A 21816-nucleotide genomic window follows, 5' to 3' on the forward strand; every position below is an offset into this window, starting at 1 on the left:
CCGATTGCAATCGTTGGGTGCAATTTATGAACGCTGAACTGCGCAGTGTTTGGTATTTGGAATCATTGCCATGGGCGAGGACGCGCTAGGTGCGATTCTCAGCTGCCTCGGAGTAATTTCGGGACAGCAAGAGCAGGGTGCTCCTCGCGGGTCACGCCGCGCGATGTCCACTCAATTGATCGTCTGCAGGAACGCGCTGCGCATATGTCTTGGCCCAGCAAAGCGCATTGACCAGCTTCATCTGGCCTATCGTCTTGCAGGGCACCGCCAACAGCCGTGGGCTCGCGACCAAGATGGCAAGTCCCTGTGCCCTCGAGATCGCCACGTTCAGACGATTGCGGCTGAACAGGAATTCGTGGTCGCGAGGCATCTCCTCGCCGCTCGAGGTCGTCATCGAAACAATGACCACCGGGGCTTCCTGCCCCTGGAATTTATCCACGGTGCCGATGCGCGCGTCAGCCGGTAACGTGCCTTCGAGGCAGGCCACCTGCATGTTGTAGGGCGTGACGATTACGATATCGTCGAGCGTGAGCCTGCGCCTGTTCCCGTCCCGATCCGACCATTCCTGCTCCAGCAAGCTATCTACCAGCCAGTTGACGACCTCCGCTTCCTGCTCCGACCGCTGACCGCAGCCGGTATGCTCGACATTGACGAACGAAAGACCCGACGCCTTAATTGCCGCGTGCGCTCCCGACCCCATGACGATGCCCTGCCGCTCGTTGCCGGCTGCCGCTTCCAAGCGGCCGTCATAGAACGCCTCGGATATGAACCCGCAGACGTTAGGATGCATGCGCCGGCTGGCCGGCAGGAATATGCCGAGATCATCCGGCACGGTCGCGTGCTCGCGGAGCACGTACTCGAGCGCCGACGATCCGGATTCGCCAGGGTGGGTGCCTTTGATCGGCTGACCGAGCTGCGCCTGATCGCCGACCAGCACGATGTTCCTCGCGCTTGTGCCCATTGCAACCACGTTGGCGAGTGACACCTGCCCCGCCTCGTCGACGAACAAATAATCGAGCGTGCGATCCAGATCTGTCCGGCTGAACAGCCACGCGGTTCCTGCGATCAGCTGGTGCCCCGCCACGTCTGCATTGTCGGTCGTATTGCCCACGTACATGCCGCTGAAGGACTGGCTTTCCTTGCTTGATTTCTTGATGCCGCGGAACGCGAAGCCCTTCGCAAGCGCGACCGCCTCGATCTCTTCCAGAAGCTTGTTGATGGCCTTGTGGGAGTTCGAAGCGACGCCGACGCGCTTGCCCGCCTGCAGCAGCGTGACGATCGCCCGTGCCGACGTATAGGTCTTGCCGGCGCCCGGCGGTCCCTGCATGACGAGATAGCTCTCATCGAGTGCCTGCACGGCCTCCACGGCCCGTGCGAGCGGATCTCCGGCGAGGCCCGCCAGCGTCTTGCCGCCGGACAGGCGGGGCGCCGCCTTCGCAACAAGCGCCCTCACGGCGGCATAGTCACCGCCGCCCGCACATGCAGCCTCTGCCACGCGGAAGATGGCTTCCTTGATCGGCTTTGTGTTGATAGGACCGCTCGGGATCAGCGAGAGCGTATGCGGCAGCGCCCCGGCTTTCTTGCCGCGCCTGAGCTGGATGCGCCGCGCCTTCTCGTCGAGCATCGCGACTTCCCCGGCCGGCTCGAGCGAATCCGCAAGCAGCGGTTTATCATCCTCCCGGATTTTCGTGTCCTGCGCGGGGTAGTCATAAGTGAACACCAGAGACTGCTTGTCGGCCACGCCCTGCGCGACCGGCGCGGCGACCAGACCACCGAGACATTCGGCATCGTCAATCAGATCTTCATCAGGCCGCGACTGCCGATCGAACATGGCCCAGTAATCGGGCTTGGCCTCGCGCCGGTGAAATTCCAGTAGATCCGCCAGCACCGCAGCCGACGGATCAGACGACCGGTGCAGCCGCTCACTCAATTCCGCGGTACGCTGTTCTGCTGCCTCGCGTTTGTCGGTCTTGCTCCGGTCCTCGCCGGACGCTGTACGCACGAACCAGCCTGCTGTCGCCGGCCTAATGCGGAGGAGCCAGTCGCGCAGCATGATCGTCGAGACGCAGTCGATCCGGTTGTACTCGGCGATCTCGGCTATCAGCGTGGCGTCCTGCAACTCGCGCCACCGCTCGTACATGACGACGCTCTCGCCAGCCGTCTTCACCTCGCCGGCACGCTTTTCCATATAGAACACTTCCATGTTCTTGATCGAGTAGCGCGGCTCGGAGACTCGCACGCCCTCCGCCACAACCCGATAGAGGTCCACGAGTTTGCCGCGCCTCAGGAGATCGTCGATTTCGGCCTCGCGGGTCCCGTGCAGGGTCGACAAGCGCTTGAGCGCCGAGGCTTCATAGGATGCGTAATGGTAGACGTGCGCAGCCGGATGCGCTCCGAGCCGCTCCACGATGAAATCAACGGCCTGCTCGAACGCCCGCTTCTCTTCTGCCCGGTCATGCGCCCAGAACGGCGTGAACACCGCCTTGTCCGCGGTGCCGGTCAAAAATCCGAGCAGATACTCGAGCCCTCCCGGATAGAGAGGATCGCCTTCCATGTCGAAGAACATATCCCCAGGGTTCGGCTTTGGCATCCGGCAGAACCCGCGACCTGCTTCCGTCGGCAGAATCTCGAACCGGTCCTGTCCATCGTTACGCTTTGCCACCTGCAGGCGCGCCTGCTGACCGAGACGCTCGACGATCGCCGGCGCCAGGCCCTTGACGGCGCCGATCTTGAGCGACGCCAGCTGCGCCATCGTCGATATCCCCGCCTCACGGAGGTACCGCGCCTGCGTCGAACGCATGTTGGCGACGCCGCTCAAATGGTCCGTCTCGATCCAGTGTGCTTCACACACCGTCGCCCAATGGCAGTACTGGCATTGTGCGCACGGCTCCGGCTCGGAGGCCGCCGGAGGCTCCGCGACGAACTGCTCGAACCGCTGCATCGCGGCCCCAATGTAATCATAGCAATCACTGGTTTTCAGCGATGCTTCCGAACCATCCCCGAGCTTGACATGCAGCGTTCCGGGCAACACGCCCTGATCTGACTTCAGCAGCTTCGCATAAACACCAAGCTGCACCGCGTGACTCGCTTTCGCCGTGCGCGCGAGCTTGGTGTCGATCACGACATAGCTCCACCCGCCCAACAGCGAAGGCACCTCAACTCTGCGAAGGAAATCGGAGTAACCATGCCAGGGGCGATCAATAAGTGCTCCTTGATAGATGATATCGGCGCCCCGCTTCATCGCTTCCCGCGTGGCGGCTGCGCGCTCGTCAACGGTACCCTCTGGCGCGATCGTTTCGATCGTAAGGCCAGCCTCGCCGAGCTCCCGCAGATAGGCCCGCTCGTGCTCAAGGCCCCGCTGCTGCAGAAGCGTGGTCTGCGCGTCAACGATGTCGGGAGGTCGCGGACCGCCCCTTGCTGCCGTGGCGTCGAGCCACGTCGCATGGCGGCACCCAATGAACGTCACCAGATCACTGGCCGAAAACAGCAGACCGCTTGCCGTGTTCCTCACGTCCCTCTCCCCGCCTTATCCCCGTCACCACGTCATGCTGCCGCCTTGGCTCCCAATGTAATCAAAGTCGCCGGATCGAATGTTTGCTCGGTCTGGTCGGAGTAGTCGTAGATGCCGCTGATGCGCGAGCCGTCCCATACGAAGCAGTAGTGCTTGGCCTGGGTAGCCCGGGCCATCGCGGTCGGCCGGAACAGCACTGCCGTCGATTCCCTCACACGGAACGGGCTCGCCAGCAGCACGCCGTACGAGCCCTGTTCGCGCAGTTTCTGACAAATGCGTCGCGTCTCTGCGCTGTCCCCGACGCGTGGCCAGTTAGTAAGATCGTGCAGCGTCGCCGAGACCGGCGTTACCAGCTGCCGCATATCCAGTCTCATCGGCGGCATGGCGGTCGCGCGCATGAACGCCTCTCGACGCTGCACGGCCGCCGCAAGGGCGCCCTTCTCGGTTTCCGCAACGATGCAAACGCCGTAGCTTCCATCGGAGTACGGCGTCGGCTCTGGATCGAGATAGGCGAATGGCGCGACCAACCATGGCTGCATTACGTGCCGATCATCCGGGCGCAGGAAGTCGCCCACGCCGCCGTCGGGCGACAGCCGCGGGTTGGTCAGCGTCTCAAGCGCCTTGAGTGCCTCTCGGCCCTTCTGGTCGGCGACAGGCTCGTACAGCTCCACCGGCGGAAACCGCGACGGTATCAGCCGGCAGGCTCTCCCCCATGAAACATGCTTGCTGGGGATATCATCATCCATCTCACCCGCCTCGCTGCGCATCCAGATACGCACGCACCTTGTAGATCTCGACGATCGAACCGGTCGCCATCATGAACTCGAGCGCACTCTTGCCCCCGAATATCGGGGCCGCGTTCTTCCTCCTGATCCACTCGTGTGCGAGCGCGTCATCCGGAATCAGAAGTCGGAGGCACCGGTAGATCGACGCGACGTGAGAGATTCGCTCACGCGTATCTTGGGAGAGAGCGCCGCCGTCCTTCTTCCACTTGAAGAAGGTCGATCGCGGCGGCGCTCCGAGCAGACTGATCTGCTGCTCCGTCGATAGCCCCCACTTCTCTGCGATCCCGAAAAAACCCCGCAACTCTGCGCTGTTGTCGGTGTCGGCCTGCTTTGCCGCTGCTTTGGTCATCACATCCATGGCTCCTCCTGATAGTCCCATTTTAGACTTTTATGTTGACGAAGTCCAGACATGGCTTTAAGTCTAAATTGAGACTAAGCGATACATTTAGTCCAAATCTATAGGAGAAGCCAATGTCTCAAGTGCCTGTATTCGTTCATGTTCACGGCGAAAACGCCCTGCATGAAGCCGACCTCAAAGTGCCGCTCGACGGCCACACTCTGCTCGAATCGCTGCGGGCAGCCGGCGTGGCCATCGGACCGGACTCCTTGGTCTTCCTCGACGAGGACGACCAGCCGGCCGAACCCTCTCGACGCTTCCAAGAGCTCAAACCCGGCACCCTGATTCACGTCAGCAAGTGCCGGCACATCGATGTCACCCTGAACTATCTCGATCAGGTGCTACGCCACCCGTTCCCGCCGGGTACGCCGCTCAAGCGCGTCAAGGAGTGGGCGGGAAAGCAACTGCACATGGCGCCGACGGACGCCGCGGAGCACGTCCTGCAGGTGTGCGGCGGACACGACCGGCCGGCCTCCGACACGCCGCTGAGCGAGCTCGTCGGGTACTGCGCCTGCGGCGTCTGCTTAGAGTTCGTTCCCGACAAGCGCGTTGAGGGCTGATCATGTCGCTCCCGCCCGACCGCGCCATGCTCGAACGTGATCTCGCCGGGGCTGCGTTTCGCCTCGGCGAGATGTCCGGCCGATGGCATCTGGTGAAGCAGTCATGGCCGCATGTCTGCATCGCCGTCACAGCGTCGGAGCGCGCAAGCGCTCCCGCCGCCTTCACTTTCCGCTTCGAATGCAGCGGCTATCCGGCACGGCCTCCGTCGGCCCAGCTTTGGGACTGCGACCTCGACGCGCCGCTTCCCGCTTCACGCTGGCCCGGCGGCCGGAGTCTGGTCGCCGACGTCTTCAGGCCGGACTGGGAGCAGGGCCGCGCTCTCTATCACCCTTGCGACCGCATCACGATCGATACGCACCCCGATTGGCGCAACCAGCATCCGGCCCGCCTCTGGCGACCTGAACGCGGCATAACCTTCTACCTCGAGCAGATCCATGATCTCCTGCATTCACCGCATTATTCAGGCCTTCGCGCCGCCTGATCACCGCCTCGACTGTCCGCCGCGTCTCTGGCGGACCCTTGTTGCCGAGCTCGAGCGTCGCGGAGGCCGCCGGCACGAAGCAGGCGCGTTCCTTCTCGGCACCATCACCGGCGAACGGCGCCGCGCGAGCGACATCGTCTTTTACGACGACCTCGATGTCCGCGCGTACGCAAGCGGCATCTGCGTGCTGGACGGCAACGCATTTGCCCGGCTCTGGGCAATCTGCCGCGAGCGTGGCCAAACGGTCGTGGCCGACGTCCACACGCACCCCGGCGCCGCCTGGCAAAGCCATTCCGACCGGACGAACCCGATGATCGCGCGCGCAGGGCACGTCGCGGTGATCCTGCCCGACTACGCACGGGCTCCGGTCGATCTCTCCCGCATCGGCGTCTTCGAATACCGCGGCGCGCATAGCTGGGAAGACCGCAGCCCGGTGCGCGGACACCGATTCCTGAACCTCTCCCGATGGAGCTGGCCATGAACCTCCGTGCCAATCCCACTACGCTTCACCGCACCGCCAAATACTTCATGGACACCGGGCGCGCATCGAGCCCCGAGTCCGCGCTCGACATCCTGCATGGCTTCGGCCTCTCGATCAGCATCGCCCCGGACGTGGCCGCAACCCGCAACGGTCAGATCGCGCTGCTCACACTCGTCAATATCGCCCGCCGCACATTCCTAAGCGGCGTCGAGGTTGCCGGCGTGCCCGCGATACCCTGTGCGCTCCCGCTGACCCGCGCGAAGGATCTGCGCGCTGCCGTAGCCGAGCTCGGCGGCAGGTGCGTGATCCAGCTGAATGGCAACTGGCCTCTAGCCGCCATCGGGGATGTCGCATCACCGCCGGCTGGTCCCCACTTCAGGCTCGTCTGGTCGGGTTGGCGCGGCGGTGTCATGACCAGAGCCCCGGGCACGGTCCCGACCGACCCCGACGCCATTCCGCTGACGCCCTGCCTCGCAGCCGCGATCTGCGCGGCTGAAGCCTTCGCGTATCACGCCAAGGACCACCCGCTCGCAGGGCGTCGCAGCACCGGCCTGTCCCTCTGGAAGCCGGGTGCCAACTGGCTTACCGCAGACGTTTCGGAGCCGGTCCTCGCGTTCCTGCCTGCGCAGCTCTGGCTGATTGGGTTGGGCAATCTTGGACAGGCCTACTCCTGGCTCCTCGCCTGCCTTCCCTACCGCAAGCCGTCGGACCTCGTACTGACCCTTCAGGATTTCGACCGCATCGAGCCCTCGAACGACAGCACATCCATGCTTTCGACGCCGGAGGTGGCAGGATCGAACAAAACCCGCCATGTCGCCGGCTGGCTTGAACAGCAGGGCTTCACCACGCACATCATCGAGCAGCACTTCTCGGCACACACACGTCGTCACGACAACGACCCGCGCGTCGCCGTCTGCGGCGTCGATAATGCCCTCGCGCGCGCGTCGCTCGAAGATGCAGGCTTTGATCTCGTCATCGAAGCCGGCCTCGGCGCAGGGCCGTCGGGCTTCCGAAGCCTGTCCATGCATACGTTCCCGTCGTCCCTCAGCGCGCGCCGTCTGTGGGGCGTTGCATCTCGGGCCCATCTTCCCGACGTCTCGGCCATGCCGGCCTATCAGGCGCTCAAGGATTCAGGGATCGACGCGTGCGGATTGACGAGGCTCGCCTCCCGGACCATCGGCGTGCCATTCGTAGGGCTGAGCGCGGGTCTCCTTGTGATTTCCGAGATTCTGCGGCGGTTGCACTCCGGGCCTGCCCATGAAGTTATCGCTGGTTCCCTGCTGAACCCGGACGACCTCGAGGCGATAACCATGTCAACTGGACCATATGCTTTCGGCCACGTCTGCCTCTGACTGGCAGAATTGATGCTCACGCGCAAAACACCTTGTGGCTGACAATCTCTCCGCTCGACGCTCAAGCGGTCATAGGCTTGCTCAACAAGGGAGCACGAATTCGCACATTTGCAGCGCTAACAGCCCTCGACTTCTGCCGCAAAGGACGCATTGGTGGTGGCACAGGCGGCGGCTAGCCGCCCGCCAGACTCCCAGGGCTCGCCTCGCGGATCGCGGGGCTTCGGGTGGTGGGAGCGCCGCTGGGGCGCGCCCTTGAACCCACGGAGCCCACCATGACGACGATCGAAGCCCGCCACACGACCTCGGCTAAGCGGACCAAGCCTGCGACGACCGCAAAGGGCGAGAAGCCGAAGGCAGCCGCAAAGCTCAAGGGGGCGCACGCCGCCCCGAGCAAGATTGGCCCCACCGACGATGTCCACGCCGCCCGCGTAACGAAGCACGATCGTGTCCTGACGCTGCTGACCCGGCCGGAGGGCGCCACCATCCCAGAGATGATGGAGGCGACCGATTGGCAGCAGCACAGTGTGCGCGGATTCCTGGCGGGGACCGTCAAGAAGAAGCTCGGCTTCAATCTCACCTCGTCGAAGTCCGAGGGCGCCTTGCGCCGTTACCGCATTGAGACGAAGCGTGCTCGCTGACATGAAGTCAGACCCGATTGACATATCTGCCGAATTGGTACGGCTCGAAGCACTGACCAACTTCGAGCTACGGGCAGAGTGGCGGCTGCTGCATCGCACGCAGCCGCCGAAGAGCCTATCGCGCGATCTCCTGCTTCGCGGCATCACCTACAAGATCCAGGAGAGGGCATTTGGCGGCCTCTCCAAATCGATCCTGCGAAAGTTGTCCGCCTCTGAGCCTGAGGCATCTTCGTCCGAGAACCGGAGAGCTGCGCCTCGCACCACCGTGAAGCCGGGGACGCGGCTCGTTCGCGAATGGAATGGCAAAACACATACTGTCCTCGTCCATGCAGACGGCGTGGAGTGGCGCGGCACACGCTACCGGTCGCTCTCAGTCGTCGCCCGCGAAATTACCGGCGCGCATTGGTCCGGTCCGCGGTTCTTCGGCCTAACTTCGAAGAAGGGGGCAGGCGATGGCTGAATTCGATCAGGATGCTGTTCGGGTGGATTTTGCTGAGCTGACGGGCCTGTTCAAGGAGGCAGCGCTGATTGCGTCCGCCAGCCAGGGCGTCATGGACCTCGATGAAGGGCGACGTCAATTCAAGCGCCTCTCGACAGCGATGCACCAATTCCGAAGACGTCTCGTCATTCTTGAGGGGCGCCGCCGATGAAGCAGCTGAACTGCGCCATCTACACCCGCAAGTCCTCCGACGAAGGGCTTGAGAAGGAATTCAACTCGCTCGATGCGCAGCGCGAAGCATGCGCTGCCTACATTACGAGCCAGAAGCATGTAGGCTGGTTGCCAATTCCTGACCTCTATGACGACGGCGGCCTCTCCGGTGGCACCATGGAGCGTCCGGCGCTCAAGCGGCTGCTTGAAGAAATCAAATCCGGCAAGGTGCAGATCGTCGTGGTCTACAAGGTTGACCGGCTGACTCGGTCGCTGGCCGATTTCGCCAAGATTGTCGACGTGCTCGATGCGCATGGTGCCTCGTTCGTCTCGGTGACGCAGCAGTTCAACACGACCACCTCGATGGGTCGCCTGACGCTCAATATGCTGCTCTCGTTCGCCCAGTTCGAGCGCGAGATCGCCGGTGAGCGCATTCGCGACAAGATCGCAGCGTCGAAGGCCAAAGGCATGTGGATGGGCGGCAATGTCCCGCTCGGCTACGACGTCCGCGAACGCAAGCTGATCGTCAATGAGGCCGAGGCCGAGACGGTACGCATGATCTTCCACCGCTATACGGAGCTGGGATCCGTGCGGCTGCTCGGCCACGAGCTTGACCGGATCGGTGTCGTCAGCAAGCGCCGAGAGGGGGCAGGTGGCGTCCTTGCGGGCGGCAATCGCTTCTCTCGCGGCGCACTCTATACCTTGCTACAAAACCCAATCTACCGCGGCGAGATCAGGCACCAAGGTAAAGTCTATCCCGGCCAGCACGAGGCGATCATCGATGCTGAACTCTGGCAGCTCGCGCAAGAATCGCTCGCCAGCAACCGTCAGGCCCGAGTACACGGAGAGACCGTGGAACAGCCGAGCCTCCTTGCCGGGTTGATCGCAGATGGCAACGGACAACGAATGACGCCGACGCATGCGGTGAAGAAGGGCCGCCGCTACCGGTACTACGTCTCAACGGGACTCATTTCCGGCACGCGGTCCGATCACACCAAGGGCTGGCGCATCCCCGCGGGCGATGTCGAGATGCTCGTCCACGATCGGCTTCGCGCATTCTTTGCGTCCGAAAGTCACCTCGGTGAAGTGCTGTCCTGTTTCAACCTCGACGCCTCAGCCGTCCAGTCCGCCATGGCAAAGGCGGGCGACCTCATCGACGGCTGGTCGAGCATGCCGCCAATTAAGCTCCGGGAACTGGTCCGCACGGTCGTCAAGACCATCACCGTGGACGACGAGAGGGTCATTGCGTCTCTCAAGCCGACGAACGTCGCAACAATTCTGCTGGGCGACAGATGCGATCTTTCAGAGGCTCGCCAGCCCGGTGCGATCGAATTGATCATCGAAGCCAAGCTGCGCCGCGCCGGGAAAGGCATCCGACTGTTTGTCGGGGGCGGCGTCGCCGAGAAGCCCGACGGGCAGATGGTCGGCCTGCTGCGCGATGCGCACGCGACTCGCGAGGCACTGCTGTCGGGTCGCGACGAGACGATCGACGCCATGGCGCAGCGGCTCGGCAGCAATCGGGGCATCCTGTCGGCGCACATGCGGCTCACTCATCTCGCGCCGGATATCATCCGCGCCCTTGTCCTCGGGCGCCCCGCGGAGGGGCTGACGCCGGCCGGTCTTCTCGCCCTATGCAAAGACCTGCCGCACGACTGGCAGCTCCAGCGGGCAGCCCTCGGATTTGAGACGCGATAGCGCTCCGCGAAACCCCGAAAACGATGCGAGTGTGACCGGCCGAAAAGGCCACCAGAGATAAAACCGGCAATGAGGCGAGGAACGTCGCGCTGAGACGCGGTTGGATGCGCGGGCTCCAAAATTGCACGTCGCCAAGGCACGGAAATCGCCACGGAATTTCGCGTCCGCGAAATATAAATTATGCAGCTATGTCAATGGCTTAATCTGTGGCTGGGGGACTAGGATTCGAACCTAGACAGGCAGAGTCAGAGTCTGCAGTCCTACCATTAGACGATCCCCCAATCCTTGACCGCGGACGGCGCCTGGCCGGTCTGGGCTGGAAGGGGGGCTCTTACCAGCACTTTTGCCTGGGCGCAAGCGGCGAGCGTGGAACTGCTCCAGGGAGCCATCGCGCATCCAAACAACGGCCTCACCTGCATAAATCGTCCCAGCGCTAGCCAACGGAAAGCCCCACGATCCGCGATATGGATGAAAGTGCCGAGCGATCAAGAGAGGGCTGAACATTTGTCATCTTCACGTTCGTCCGCCTTGCGCGTTGGAGATCACGCATCGAGGAAGCTAGCAAAGTCAGACGCTATACGATTGTGCCCTATCGAGAAGAAGCCCTAGCCACTGCCTGGGCATTCTATTTTTGGGCGCCAGAACGTAACGCGGGACCCTCCGAAGGCGGCAGGAGCTCTGGCCTATATTCAAAATGCATCGTGTCGAAGTGGTTCCATTTGCCTCCCCAGATGAAGCCATGCTTCTCGAACACGCGAACGATCTCCATTGGCACCTCGTTGCGCCAGGCTGGAGCGGTGTCGCCCTTGGCGCCACTCCAGCGCCAATAGCTTGCACGTTGTACGGCGATGTCGATGGCGATGCCGTAGCCATGCGCTGAAGGCGTTGTTGTCCCCGCAATGTCGCGACAGTTGTACGTGCCCGCCGCGGGATAAAGGAAGACATCAAAGTCGGCGGGGAGCGCATCGAGTTCTGCTGACACGGCTTCAAGCTGTCTTGCCACGCCGTTGATCGAAGTGACCTTCAACATCTGCCCAGCTTTCTTGGGAAGCCAGTTGACCGCAACAAGAGTCGGAGTAACCGCGCCCTTAGCGCAGTCTCCATAAACCTTCTTGAAGAAGGCAGCGTTTCGCGCTCGTCCAGGATCGAAATTTGCAGGGGGAGGCGCAGTCAGCGGACTCTCTGGGTATTCGAGGGCAAACATGTCGAGAATGTCGGGATGGCTGAGCCACTGCTGAAATGACTTTGGACGATTGCCAACCCCAAGCGGGAGACGCGCACCGTCTCCAAAGATGACCTCGCCGTTCTCCACACTCTTAACGATGCCTGGATACCCGCGCGGGAGCCGGTCCGTCGCAAGTTTCAATTGCTCTTGGGCCGTAAGCGAACTCGAAACTTCGCCGGCAGCAATGCCGCCACTGGCTAGAAGCCTGAACGCCAACACAACAGCGCCGCAGAGGCACAAAATCCTGCCAAGGCATAAGCTCGCGAAGTTCAATAATTTCGCTGTTTTAGGCCGTGTCATTCCAATCCGTTTACCTGTCGGGCCAAGAGATAGGTATCTATCTCGAAGGTGTCTTTACGTGCGAGCGCGAACTGATACAGTGTATCCAAGTTCAGTCCAGAAAAGACCTGTAGAGGGCAGTTTATGCGCGCTATCCGCGCCGCTGTCATGCCAGGCCCTGGAGACCACGTGTGAAAGACAAATGTGCCAACCCGCAAGCGCCCAACGGCGCAGAGGGCTCAATAGCAGGTCAGCCAACGCCGCCTTTCTCAGCGGCGGACGAGGCAGACACGAGCGCTCGATCCACCGTTTCCGTATCTGAAACAACCGCGACATCAGCACCTTGCGCCCTCGGGCATGAGGAAAAGAACCATAACCGTCTATCGAGCGGCCGCCCGGCCGCAGACTTCGACAGGACTGCGCCGCGCGGCTCTCACGCCCCGACGGTCAACAAGCTTACGCCGCCATCGCAAACAAGCGCCTCGCCCGGATATCGCCAACCCCGTCATGGTCACAGCATTCACGTGCATGACCATTCCAACGGCACCGTCTATGGCGCGCTTGATCTCGGCACCAACAACTGCCGCCTGCTACTCGCCCGCCCATCGCGACGCGGCTTTCGCGTCGTGGATGCCTTTTCTCGCATCATTCGCCTCGGCGAGGGCGTAGCCAACAGCGGAAAGCTATCCGAGCCGGCAATGTCGCGCACCCTTGATGCTCTCAAGATCTGCGCTGCAAAACTCGACCGCCACCGCGTTACACGTGCTCGCTTCGTCGCCACGGAAGCCTGCCGCATCGCGCAAAACGGTATGGAGTTCATCGACCGCGTGCGTAAACTTTGCGGCTTGGAGATTGAGGTTTTGAACCCCGAACTCGAAGCGCGCCTCGCTGTGTCGGGATGTTCCTCGCTCATCGATTGCTCGGTCGACTATGTGCTTGTGTTCGACATCGGTGGAGGTTCGTCAGAAATCATTTGGCTGGACTTGACGCGAGAAGGTGCGCGCAGACGCGGTCCCGGTGGACGCATTGCGGCCGATTCATCTATCGCTGCCTGGACGTCCCTGCCGGTTGGCGTCGTAACGTTGGCCGAACGGTTCGATGGCCGCAACGTGACCTTCGACGACTTCGAAGCGATGGTCTCTGCCGTTTCCGAACTTCTAGCGCCTTTCGAGGCGCACCACCGCTTCGCTGAGCGCCTGGAGGGTCGTGGTGTTCACTTTCTGGGAACCTCCGGAACGGTTACGACCATAGCTGGCATCTTGCTGAATCTGCCTCGCTACGACCGCAACAAGGTCGATGGATGCTGGCTCGCGGTGCCCGATATTTTCTCGGTGACGCAAAACCTACTTGCCAAGAGCTACGCAGAGCGCATCGCAGAACCCTGCATCGGGCGCGAACGCGCTGATCTGGTACTGGCGGGATGTGCTATTCTTGAAGCCGTTTTGCGCATGTGGCCGGCCCAGCGCCTGCGCGTCGCCGACCGGGGACTGCGCGAAGGCATCCTGACTACGTTGATGCAGGAAGATGGCGTCTGGCGTCAGGGGCGCCGCCGGCGGCGGCAGCGCAGCAACTAGCAACGCGTCGTTCAAATGCGCAACGGCTTAGCGCGACCCAATCTGGAGATCAGGGCGTTATGAGGAAAGGCGGTTCAAAAGACGCTGGCAAAGGGCCAGGCGGCGGACAACGCCAGCTTCGCCAGACGCTCAAACACGCGCGCCGTCATTCGTCCTCGTCTCAACGCTGGTTGGAGCGCCAGCTCAACGATCCTTATGTGGCCGCCGCCAAACGCGAAGGTATGCGCTCGCGTGCGGCCTACAAACTCAAGGAAATCGACGACAAGCATCACATCCTTAAACCGGGCCAGCGAGTCGTCGATCTTGGTTCTGCTCCCGGCGGCTGGAGCCAGATTGCGGCCAACAAGGTCAAGTCACCCGAAGGTCATGGCCAGGTCGTAGCCATCGACTATCTCAGCGTCGATCCAATCCCGGGCGTCGACTTCGTGCAACTGGACTTCACTGATCCGGGCGCCGAGAACAAACTCAAGTCGATGCTCAAGGGCGGTGGCGCCGACATCGTTCTATCCGACATGGCCGCGCCTACTGTCGGCCACACCAAGACTGACCATCTGCGCATAATGGCGCTCGCAGAATCGGCCGCCGCATTCGCTTGCGATATCCTTGCGCCCGGCGGCGCGTTCCTCTGCAAGGTGTTTCAAGGCGGTACGGAACGCGATTTGCTCGATTTGCTGAAACGGAATTTCGCAGTCGTCAAACATATCAAACCACCCGCCAGCCGCTCCGATAGCGCGGAGCTTTACGTTCTGGCCACCGGCTTCCGCGGCCCGCCCGCCTGAGCGGCGCGCGAGTTTGAGTGATACCTGCAGTTTATCAATTTAAGTCGCCACGCCGTTCGCGAAGGCATTAACGCGAAACGGCACGCACTGCTTGTTTGATTTGGTCAAGAGTGAATGGCTTGGTGATCGAAGTCAGACGTGTCTGTGACAGGTCTCTGGCGCGATCGAGCTGATCGGAAAATCCGGACATCAACACCACGGCAATCGCGGGCTTGGCCTTTTGCGCCTTCATGGCCAGACTGACGCCGTCGAGGCCGGGCATATCCACATCGCTCACGAGAACATCGACGGAAGCGGCGTTGGCGCTAAACACTTCGAGCGCCTCGCTGCCGTCCTGGGTGACCAAGACGGTGTGCCCATCGAGCGTCAACGCGCGCTTCACAAGTTCGCGGACTGCCGCATCGTCGTCGGCAAGCAAGATGGTGGCCATGGGTCCCTCCCAGCGCTCCAAATATGGATGAGAGTGTGCCTATTGGCCACTCTCAGTCAGGCAGCCGACCCACGAACGGCAGCTCGCGGTACCGGTGGGCCACATCCATGCCGTAGCCGACCACAAATGTATCGGGACATTCAAAGGCGCTGAAATCGGCCTTGATGTTAACGGCCCGGGGCACCTTCTTGTCGAGCAGCACGCAGGTCAGAATCTGGCGAGCGCCGCGCGCACTTATCAGATCCTTGGCGAAAGCCAGCGTGCGGCCGCTATCGAGCACGTCATCGATGATGAGCACAGTACGTCCTTCAACGTCGAGGTCGAGATCACGCAGTATCGTTACCTGCCCCGATGAGACGCGGCTCTTCTTATAGCTTGATAGCGTGAGAAAATCGACTTCGGGCGCCAGACCAGCGCGGTGCAGGGCACGGATGAGATCAGCGGCAAAAACGAAGGATCCCTTGAGGACCGGAACCACCAAGAGGCCGGGGATTTTGCGGGCCGCTATCTCCGCTGCCAGGACATCCAGCCGTTCAGCGATCTGGCTTCCCGAGAACATGATTTCGATGCCGTCAGTGCCTTGATTTCTAGTCATTCGGCCTTTCCTGCGCGGCGCCCCCGTCAAACTTACGGGGGCGGCCTGCGCTCACCCTTTCAAGTTGCTCAGGAAACACGCTTAGACGTAATTGCCCCTGAAAGGGCCAAATATTGTGTACACGAGGGTGCCACAATCGTGATCGATTGATCTAGATCGAGGGCACGCGTTTATAGAACCATGCGCGAGGGCTTTGAGTCTTCAACTTTTGTTTGCCGCGGATAACGCTGAAGTGATTCGTCTTTCTAACGTCGCCTTAAAATACGACCGGGGTCCGGAGGTTCTCACGGACGTAAACTTCCACCTGCGCCCAGGGTCGTTCCACTTTCTGCACGGTGAAAGCGGCGCGGGAAAGACCTCTCTTCTGCGCTTGATGTTCATGTCCCTGCATCCTACGCGCGGCCATCTTCATATGTTTAACGACGACGTTTCGCAGGTGAATGCGCAGAAGCGTGCACAGTTGCGACGACGCATCGGCATCGTATTTCAGGATTTCCGGCTGCTGGACCATTTGACAGTTTGGGAAAACGTCGCACTTCCGTTGCGGGTGATCGGTAAGAAGGCCTCCGACTACCGCGAAGATGTGACGGACCTATTGCAGTGGGTCGGCCTGGGCGATCGCATGTATGCTAATCCCTCTGTTCTGTCAGGCGGCGAAAAGCAGCGCGCGGCCATCGCCCGCGCTGTCATCGGCAAGCCTGAGGTTCTTCTTGCTGACGAACCTACCGGCAACGTCGATCCGCAGATGGCTCGTCGTCTGCTACGTCTGTTCGTAGAGCTGAACAGGCTCGGCACATCGGTCGTCATCGCGACCCACGATCATCAACTCATGCGGCAGTTCAAAGCGCCGCGCATAGAGGTACACAGAGGCCATGTCCGGATCATATGAACGCCTCCCCGGGCGGACGTTGCCGCCAGGTGTGGCGGAGATTCCGGGTTATGGAGATCCGGTGACCGGACTACCAACCGGGACGGTACGCACGGCAGGAGCCTTGAGCATCGACAGCACGCGCGGCTATGGCGCGGGAGAAGAACCTACGCGCGAAATCTACGCGCCCGCACGTGATGCGAAAGACCGCAACAAAAAGCTGAAATCGACGGCGCCTGTAGTGCCGCCCGGCTCCGTTACGGGCCGCTCTCTGACGCTCGTGATCGCGATCATGTGCTTCCTCGCATGTCTGACGGCCGGTGCCGTGTGGATGATCAAGCAATCTGCGGACGCGTGGCTCAAGGACATCGCGAGTGAAGTCACCGTCCAGGTCGAGCCGATTGAAAACGGCGATGTAGAAAAAGTCCTCCTCAACGTCGTCGCCTATCTGCAGCGTCAGCGCGGCATCATCTCCGCAAGACCCCTGAGCCTTGAGGAATCGGCAAGTCTGCTGGAGCCGTGGCTCGGTTCGACCGAGGCCCTCAAAGCGCTGCCCGTGCCACGCCTGATCGCAGTCGAGGTTGACCGTTACAATCCGCCCGATCTCTCTGACGTTGGCTCATCATTGCAGCGCGAGTTCAAGGGCGTTTCGCTGGACGATCATCGCCGCTGGCAACAACAGATCCGCGCTGTGACAGGTTCCTTCGCAATCGGCGGCATCGGTATTTTCCTGCTGGTGGCGGCCGCAACAACCGCCGTCATCGTTTCTGCAACCAAAAGTGCAATGGCCTCAAACCGCGACATCGTCGAGGTTCTGCATTTTGTGGGAGCGACCGACAAGTTCATCGCTCGTGAATTCGAGAAGCACTTCCTGCGGCTCGGGATCAAGGCTGGCATCGTTGGCGCGTTGGCGGCGATGGCCGTGTTTCTGACCATGCCCGCGATCATGGAATTACTGGGCGGCGGGGCGGTGAGCGCCGTCGAAATGCAGCGTCTTATCGGCACCGGATCGCTCGACCCAGCCGGATATGCACTGCTGGGGCTCGTGGTCGTTATCATCGCCGGGCTGTGCATGATAACATCACGCGTCGGCGTGTTTCGGATCCTGAACGGTCAGCACTGACGTTGGCACCCAAAACAAGCGTTCTAGACCAATGCTTTATTGATTCCTTTTGCATGAGTTTCTAGCGTTCAGTATCAAACCTTAGATGGGGCCCTCGGGAAGGGGGGCGTATGCAGGCAGACCAAGCTATCGAACACCGGGGCGGGATAGGCATAATGCGGCTTATCGGGCGCAGCATCGTCGTATTGTCGGCGTTTGCCGCCTGCGCGCTCGTGTTCGGCTTCATGCTGTTCGCCACCTCAGTCATGCGTGAGCAGCCCACCGCGGCTACATTGGCGAACGCAGACGGCATTGTGGTGCTGACGGGGGCTGCGGCGCGTATTTCGGCAGGTGCCGAGCTTCTGAAGCAGGGCCACGGCAAGCGATTACTGATTTCCGGCGTTAATCGTATTACGACCAAGAATGACGTGGAGCGGCTGTCAGGGCTCGACCACAAGAGCTTCATCTGCTGCGTGGACTTGGGGTACGAGGCGCTCGATACGGTTGGCAATGCGGACGAAGCCCGAACATGGGCCAACGCCAACGGCTATCGCAAGCTTATCGTTGTCACTTCGAGCTATCACATGCCACGCGCGCTCGCCGAATTCGCGCTGGCAATGCCGAATGCGGAGTTCATCCCCCATACCGTGACACCAAAGGACTTTCCTGAATCCGGTTGGTGGTTAAGCGTGCGCACCACGCGGTATCTGCTGTCGGAATACCTGAAATACCTGCCCGCAGCGGCGCGGCTGGCGACGCAGCGCGCCATGGGTTGGGGTCAGACACATTCCGTAGCCTTGCAGCCGTCGGATCTCCAATTGCCGGATCGACGCGATGGCTGAAGATGCATCTATGCGAACAGCCGGCGGACCAAGGACGGCCAGCGTCGGTGTGGTCGTCCGCTCGGCCATTTTTGCCGTCGTCTACTATATCGTGACCGCGCTCTTCCTGGTGCTCGGTTCGTGGCTGCTGTTTGCGCCACGGTCATGGGCAATGAAAGGATTAGAGACCCACGCGCGCACGTGCACGTGGTTGCTTCGCGTCATCTGCGGCACGAAACTGGAAGTACGAGGCCGCGAAAACCTACCCAAAGGCGCCTGCCTCGTCGTCTCAAAGCATCAGTCGATGTGGGACACCTTCGCCCTTATTCCGTTGCTTCACGATCCCGCTGTCGTGCTCAAGGACGAGCTTAAGTACATTCCGTTCTATGGTTGGTTTTGCATCAAGTTCCAGCACATCTTGGTCAAGCGGGACCGTGCAGCCGCCGCACTAAAGACCATGCTGGCCGATGCCAAGGATCGGGCAACGGCGGGACGGCACATCCTGATCTTTCCGGAAGGCACACGCGCTGCACCTGGCGCACCTGGGGACTACAAACCCGGCTACGTCGCATTGTATGAAGGCTTGAACCTTCCTGCCGTGCCCCTGGCTTTGAATTCGGGGCTGTTCTGGCCACGCCGTTCCAACATGCGCTATCCCGGCACGATCGTGGTCGAGTTCCTTGAACCGCTTCCCGCCGGGATGCCGCGCAAGTCGTTCCGGGCGAAGATCGAGGCCGAGTTGGAGGCCGCTTCACAGAGGCTTATCGCAGAGGCCGCAAACGCGCCCGATCCGCCCCCCATTCCGGTGCCCGCCCCGGCGACGTCTCGAAGTTAGTTCTTTTTTTGTTCTATTTTTGTTGCATGCGGATTTGAGCGACCCTATATTGTGGGAACGTTCAGCCGCGTGAGGACCAATGTCCACCTCTAAGTCATCCCAGCCTCAGTTCTTGGCGCCGATTTCTCGGGAGATCTGGACGCGCAAGTACCGTTTCTCTGGCTCTACGGAACAGGCCGGCGACACGACGTTGGACGATACCTTCTGGCGCGTTGCCCGCGCGGCTGCGTCTGTGGAAAGGGGCGGCAAGCGCGCCCAGGAAAAGTGGGCGCGGACTTTCTATAATTCTTTCTCGGACTTCGGCTTCCTTCCCGCGGGCCGCATCCTTGCGGGTGCGGGAACCGGCCGCAACGTCACGCTATTCAACTGTTTCGTGCTCGGCCGTATTCAGGATGATCTGGCTGACATCTTCGACAACGTCAAACAGGCCGCGCTGACCATGCAGGCCGGCGGCGGGATCGGACATGATTTTTCAACGCTGCGGCCCAAGGGTGCGCTGGTCAAAAGCATCGGCGCGGATGCCTCCGGCCCGGTAAGCTTCATGGACGTGTGGGACGCCATGTGCCGCACAATCATGTCTGCAGGGCAGCGGCGCGGAGCGATGATGGCGACGCTGCGGTGTGATCATCCCGACATCGAGGACTTCATCGCGGCCAAGTCCGACCCAGCTCGATTGCGCAATTTCAACCTGTCGGTGCTTGTGACAGACGCTTTCATGGCTGCGGTACGCGACGACACGCCGTGGGATCTCGTCTTTGCGGGCAAGGTCTATAAGACCGTATCGGCGCGCGGGCTTTGGGAAAAGCTTATGCGCGCAACATACGATTATGCCGAGCCGGGTGTCATCTTCATCGATCGCGTCAACGCGCAGAATAACCTTTCTTATTGCGAGACCATTGCAGCCACCAATCCATGTGGCGAGCAGCCTTTGCCGCCTTATGGCGCATGCCTGCTCGGCTCCATAAATCTGGCGGCCCTGGTGCGAGACCCGTTCACGGGCGGAGCCACGCTCGACATGACGCTCCTGCAGGAGCAAGTGACGAGCGCGGTTCGGTTCCTCGACAACGTGATCGACATCTCGCTTTATCCATTGAAGGCCCAAGCCGAAGAGGCACGCGCCAAGAGACGCATCGGCCTTGGGATAACAGGGCTCGCAGACGCGCTCATTTTTGTCGGTCTTCGTTACGGCTCGCAAGAGGCGCGCGACATGGCGAGCCGGTGGATGGCCGCCATTCAGAATGCTGCTTACAAAGCGAGCGCCATGCTTGCAGCCGAGAAAGGCGCCTTCCCGCTTTATGACGCAGCCGCCTTTCTTGCTTCTCCCAATGTTGCGCGTCTTGATCCGCAAGTACGCGCACTCATTGTGGAGCACGGCATTCGCAATGGCTGCCTGACCTCAATCGCACCTACGGGGACGATCTCACTGCTTGCCGGCAATGTATCGAGCGGTATCGAGCCAGTGTTCGATTTTGCCTACCGCCGCCGCGTGATGCATGACACAGCGCGAGTGGAGGAAACGGTGGAGGATTTTGCGCACGCGCGTTTCCGCGCTCTAAACCCGGATGCGACATTGCCCGATGTCTTCGTGCGTGCAGGCGATTTGTCCCCGGCGGAGCATCTTGCCATGCAAGCTGCGCTGCAGCCGTTCGTGGACAGCGCAATTTCCAAGACCATCAACTGCCCGCAGGATATGACGTTCGAGGAATTCCGAGACGTCTACACACAAGCCTATGCGCAAGGCTTGAAAGGCTGCACGACCTATCGGCCGAATGCCATCACCGGCGCCGTCCTGGTAGCTGGCGAAGCAACGGCCGCATCAGCCCCCGTGCCCGCGACGTCTGCCGTATCGGTGTCACCCGTTGCCGCCCATTCGGTGTCGGGAGACACGTCGTCAGGTCGTTCTCGCGACCCTGCTCTGTCAAGCGGTGCCGGCGACGTGGTTTATCTCAGCAAGCCGCTGGAACGCGACGAAGCGCTCGAAGGCGTGACTTACAAGATCAAATGGCCGGCAAGCCCGCATGCGTTGTACGTAACCATCAACGATATCGTCCGCGACGGACGCAGACGGCCGTTCGAGATTTTCATTAACACCAAAAATCTAGAGCACTACGCCTGGACCGTCGCATTGACGCGCATGATCAGCGCTGTGTTCCGCCGAGGCGGCGACGTGTCGTTCGTCGCTGAAGAACTGAAAGCCGTGTTTGATCCCGAAGGCGGACGCTGGATGGGCGGGCGTTATGTCCCGAGCCTGCTTGCCGCCATCGGCGACGTGATCGAGGAGCACATGATCCGGATCGGTTTCCTCGTGCCCGAGGGCGCCGTGGGGTCCGAGCCCCAACCGCACGCCGCACGTGCGCTGGCCGCTGGCCATCCGGCGGCTTCTGATGCTTCGGATAGACCTAACAACAAGACGGACGCTACTGCCGGCGCGCCTGCGCAGATCTCTCCGAGTGCGCACTCGGGAGCGGATATCCATGCTCGGATCTGTCCGCGTTGCGGTGTGCGCAGCCTTCAAAGGATCGAAGGTTGCTGGACCTGCACAAGCTGCCACTATTCTCACTGCGGCTGAGCATAAGTCGGTCGCCAGCCTCAGCTTGGGCACGTCCCCGCAGCCGGGTGTTGCTCAATCGCTGCACAAACTATGCAGTCGTGAGACGAATTCCTAATCCGTATTTACAACTACCCGCCTTCTCGTGTTTTAGATGTACTCAGAACGTTGCCGGGGGAGGCAGCCTTCAACAGTTTTTTGACCAAGAGT

General features: G+C 61.3%; 21 protein-coding genes and 1 tRNA gene. 15 read left to right on the plus strand and 7 right to left on the minus strand.

Annotated features, from left to right (window positions below; genetic code table 11):
* Positions 1-151 precede the first annotated feature (151 nt).
* The 3 genes from R3D51_00225 to R3D51_00235 are packed head-to-tail and all read right to left on the minus strand — an operon-like array spanning position 152 to position 4645.
* On the minus strand, positions 152-3511 hold the full coding sequence (locus R3D51_00225) for a TM0106 family RecB-like putative nuclease (protein MEZ5897895.1): 3360 nt from the start codon (positions 3509-3511) through the stop codon (positions 152-154).
* A 32-nt stretch (positions 3512-3543) separates the two neighbouring features.
* Complete coding sequence (locus tag R3D51_00230; protein ID MEZ5897896.1) at positions 3544-4257, minus strand: RES family NAD+ phosphorylase; 714 nt, start codon at positions 4255-4257, stop codon at positions 3544-3546.
* 1 nt (position 4258) lies between these two features.
* On the minus strand, positions 4259-4645 hold the full coding sequence (locus R3D51_00235; protein MEZ5897897.1) for an antitoxin Xre-like helix-turn-helix domain-containing protein: 387 nt from the start codon (positions 4643-4645) through the stop codon (positions 4259-4261).
* Positions 4646-4767: 122 nt separating this feature from the next.
* Between R3D51_00235 and R3D51_00240 the strand changes: the two genes are divergently transcribed.
* The 8 genes from R3D51_00240 to R3D51_00275 all read left to right on the plus strand — a co-directional run bounded on the left by R3D51_00240 (position 4768) and on the right by R3D51_00275 (position 10550).
* Positions 4768-5253, plus strand: a complete 486-nt coding sequence (locus tag R3D51_00240; GenBank protein ID MEZ5897898.1) for a hypothetical protein — start codon at positions 4768-4770, stop codon at positions 5251-5253.
* Between the two features lie 2 nt (positions 5254-5255).
* Positions 5256-5735: a hypothetical protein gene (locus R3D51_00245; GenBank protein MEZ5897899.1), complete on the plus strand. Its 480-nt coding sequence runs from the start codon at positions 5256-5258 to the stop codon at positions 5733-5735.
* Positions 5689-6216 (plus strand): hypothetical protein, encoded by a 528-nt coding sequence (locus R3D51_00250; protein MEZ5897900.1) that lies wholly within the window; start codon positions 5689-5691, stop codon positions 6214-6216. Before R3D51_00245 ends, R3D51_00250 begins: the two co-directional genes overlap by 47 nt.
* Positions 6213-7568 (plus strand): hypothetical protein, encoded by a 1356-nt coding sequence (locus R3D51_00255; GenBank protein ID MEZ5897901.1) that lies wholly within the window; start codon positions 6213-6215, stop codon positions 7566-7568. Before R3D51_00250 ends, R3D51_00255 begins: the two co-directional genes overlap by 4 nt.
* 272 nt (positions 7569-7840) lie before the next feature.
* On the plus strand, positions 7841-8206 hold the full coding sequence (locus R3D51_00260) for a DUF3489 domain-containing protein (GenBank protein ID MEZ5897902.1): 366 nt from the start codon (positions 7841-7843) through the stop codon (positions 8204-8206).
* A 1-nt stretch (position 8207) separates the two neighbouring features.
* Positions 8208-8666 carry a DUF2924 domain-containing protein gene (locus tag R3D51_00265; protein ID MEZ5897903.1) on the plus strand — a complete coding sequence of 153 codons (459 nt, stop codon included), beginning with the start codon at positions 8208-8210 and terminating at the stop codon, positions 8664-8666.
* The gene (locus R3D51_00270; GenBank protein MEZ5897904.1) at positions 8659-8856 is read left to right on the plus strand and encodes a hypothetical protein; all 198 of its coding nucleotides are present in this window, start codon (positions 8659-8661) and stop codon (positions 8854-8856) included. The genes R3D51_00265 and R3D51_00270 overlap by 8 nt, the downstream gene beginning before the upstream one ends.
* The gene (locus R3D51_00275; GenBank protein MEZ5897905.1) at positions 8853-10550 is read left to right on the plus strand and encodes a recombinase family protein; all 1698 of its coding nucleotides are present in this window, start codon (positions 8853-8855) and stop codon (positions 10548-10550) included. The genes R3D51_00270 and R3D51_00275 overlap by 4 nt, the downstream gene beginning before the upstream one ends.
* 207 nt (positions 10551-10757) lie before the next feature.
* On the opposite strand, the gene R3D51_00280 is transcribed toward R3D51_00275, so the two are convergent.
* Positions 10758-10831, minus strand: a tRNA-Gln gene (locus tag R3D51_00280).
* A 344-nt stretch (positions 10832-11175) separates the two neighbouring features.
* Complete coding sequence (locus R3D51_00285; protein MEZ5897906.1) at positions 11176-11991, minus strand: M15 family metallopeptidase; 816 nt, start codon at positions 11989-11991, stop codon at positions 11176-11178.
* 254 nt (positions 11992-12245) lie between these two features.
* Here R3D51_00285 and R3D51_00290 point away from each other — a divergent pair, with 254 nt between their 5' ends.
* Together R3D51_00290 and R3D51_00295 are read left to right on the plus strand one after the other, a co-directional pair.
* Positions 12246-13628, plus strand: coding sequence for a Ppx/GppA phosphatase family protein (locus tag R3D51_00290; GenBank protein MEZ5897907.1), 1383 nt, complete (start codon positions 12246-12248; stop codon positions 13626-13628).
* Positions 13629-13687: 59 nt separating this feature from the next.
* Positions 13688-14407, plus strand: coding sequence for an RlmE family RNA methyltransferase (locus R3D51_00295; GenBank protein ID MEZ5897908.1), 720 nt, complete (start codon positions 13688-13690; stop codon positions 14405-14407).
* 67 nt (positions 14408-14474) lie between these two features.
* On the opposite strand, the gene R3D51_00300 is transcribed toward R3D51_00295, so the two are convergent.
* Together R3D51_00300 and hpt are read right to left on the minus strand one after the other, a co-directional pair.
* A complete protein-coding gene (locus R3D51_00300) occupies positions 14475-14837 on the minus strand; it encodes a response regulator (GenBank protein ID MEZ5897909.1) in 363 nt (120 codons plus the stop codon).
* A 52-nt stretch (positions 14838-14889) separates the two neighbouring features.
* Entirely contained in the window at positions 14890-15432 is a 543-nt protein-coding gene (gene hpt / locus R3D51_00305) for a hypoxanthine phosphoribosyltransferase (GenBank protein MEZ5897910.1), read from the minus strand.
* A gap of 232 nt (positions 15433-15664) precedes the next feature.
* Here hpt and ftsE point away from each other — a divergent pair, with 232 nt between their 5' ends.
* The 5 genes from ftsE to R3D51_00330 all read left to right on the plus strand — a co-directional run bounded on the left by ftsE (position 15665) and on the right by R3D51_00330 (position 21627).
* On the plus strand, positions 15665-16321 hold the full coding sequence (ftsE, locus tag R3D51_00310) for a cell division ATP-binding protein FtsE (GenBank protein MEZ5897911.1): 657 nt from the start codon (positions 15665-15667) through the stop codon (positions 16319-16321).
* Positions 16305-17423, plus strand: coding sequence for an ABC transporter permease (locus tag R3D51_00315; GenBank protein ID MEZ5897912.1), 1119 nt, complete (start codon positions 16305-16307; stop codon positions 17421-17423). The genes ftsE and R3D51_00315 overlap by 17 nt, the downstream gene beginning before the upstream one ends.
* Before the next feature lie 155 nt (positions 17424-17578).
* The gene (locus tag R3D51_00320) at positions 17579-18244 is read left to right on the plus strand and encodes a YdcF family protein (protein ID MEZ5897913.1); all 666 of its coding nucleotides are present in this window, start codon (positions 17579-17581) and stop codon (positions 18242-18244) included.
* On the plus strand, positions 18237-19058 hold the full coding sequence (locus R3D51_00325) for a lysophospholipid acyltransferase family protein (GenBank protein ID MEZ5897914.1): 822 nt from the start codon (positions 18237-18239) through the stop codon (positions 19056-19058). The genes R3D51_00320 and R3D51_00325 overlap by 8 nt, the downstream gene beginning before the upstream one ends.
* Before the next feature lie 79 nt (positions 19059-19137).
* Complete coding sequence (locus tag R3D51_00330; protein ID MEZ5897915.1) at positions 19138-21627, plus strand: adenosylcobalamin-dependent ribonucleoside-diphosphate reductase; 2490 nt, start codon at positions 19138-19140, stop codon at positions 21625-21627.
* Positions 21628-21816: the final 189 nt, after the last annotated feature.

This window comes from Hyphomicrobiaceae bacterium (assembly GCA_041397645.1).
In the GTDB taxonomy this organism is placed as follows: Bacteria; Pseudomonadota; Alphaproteobacteria; order Rhizobiales; family Hyphomicrobiaceae; genus Hyphomicrobium_B.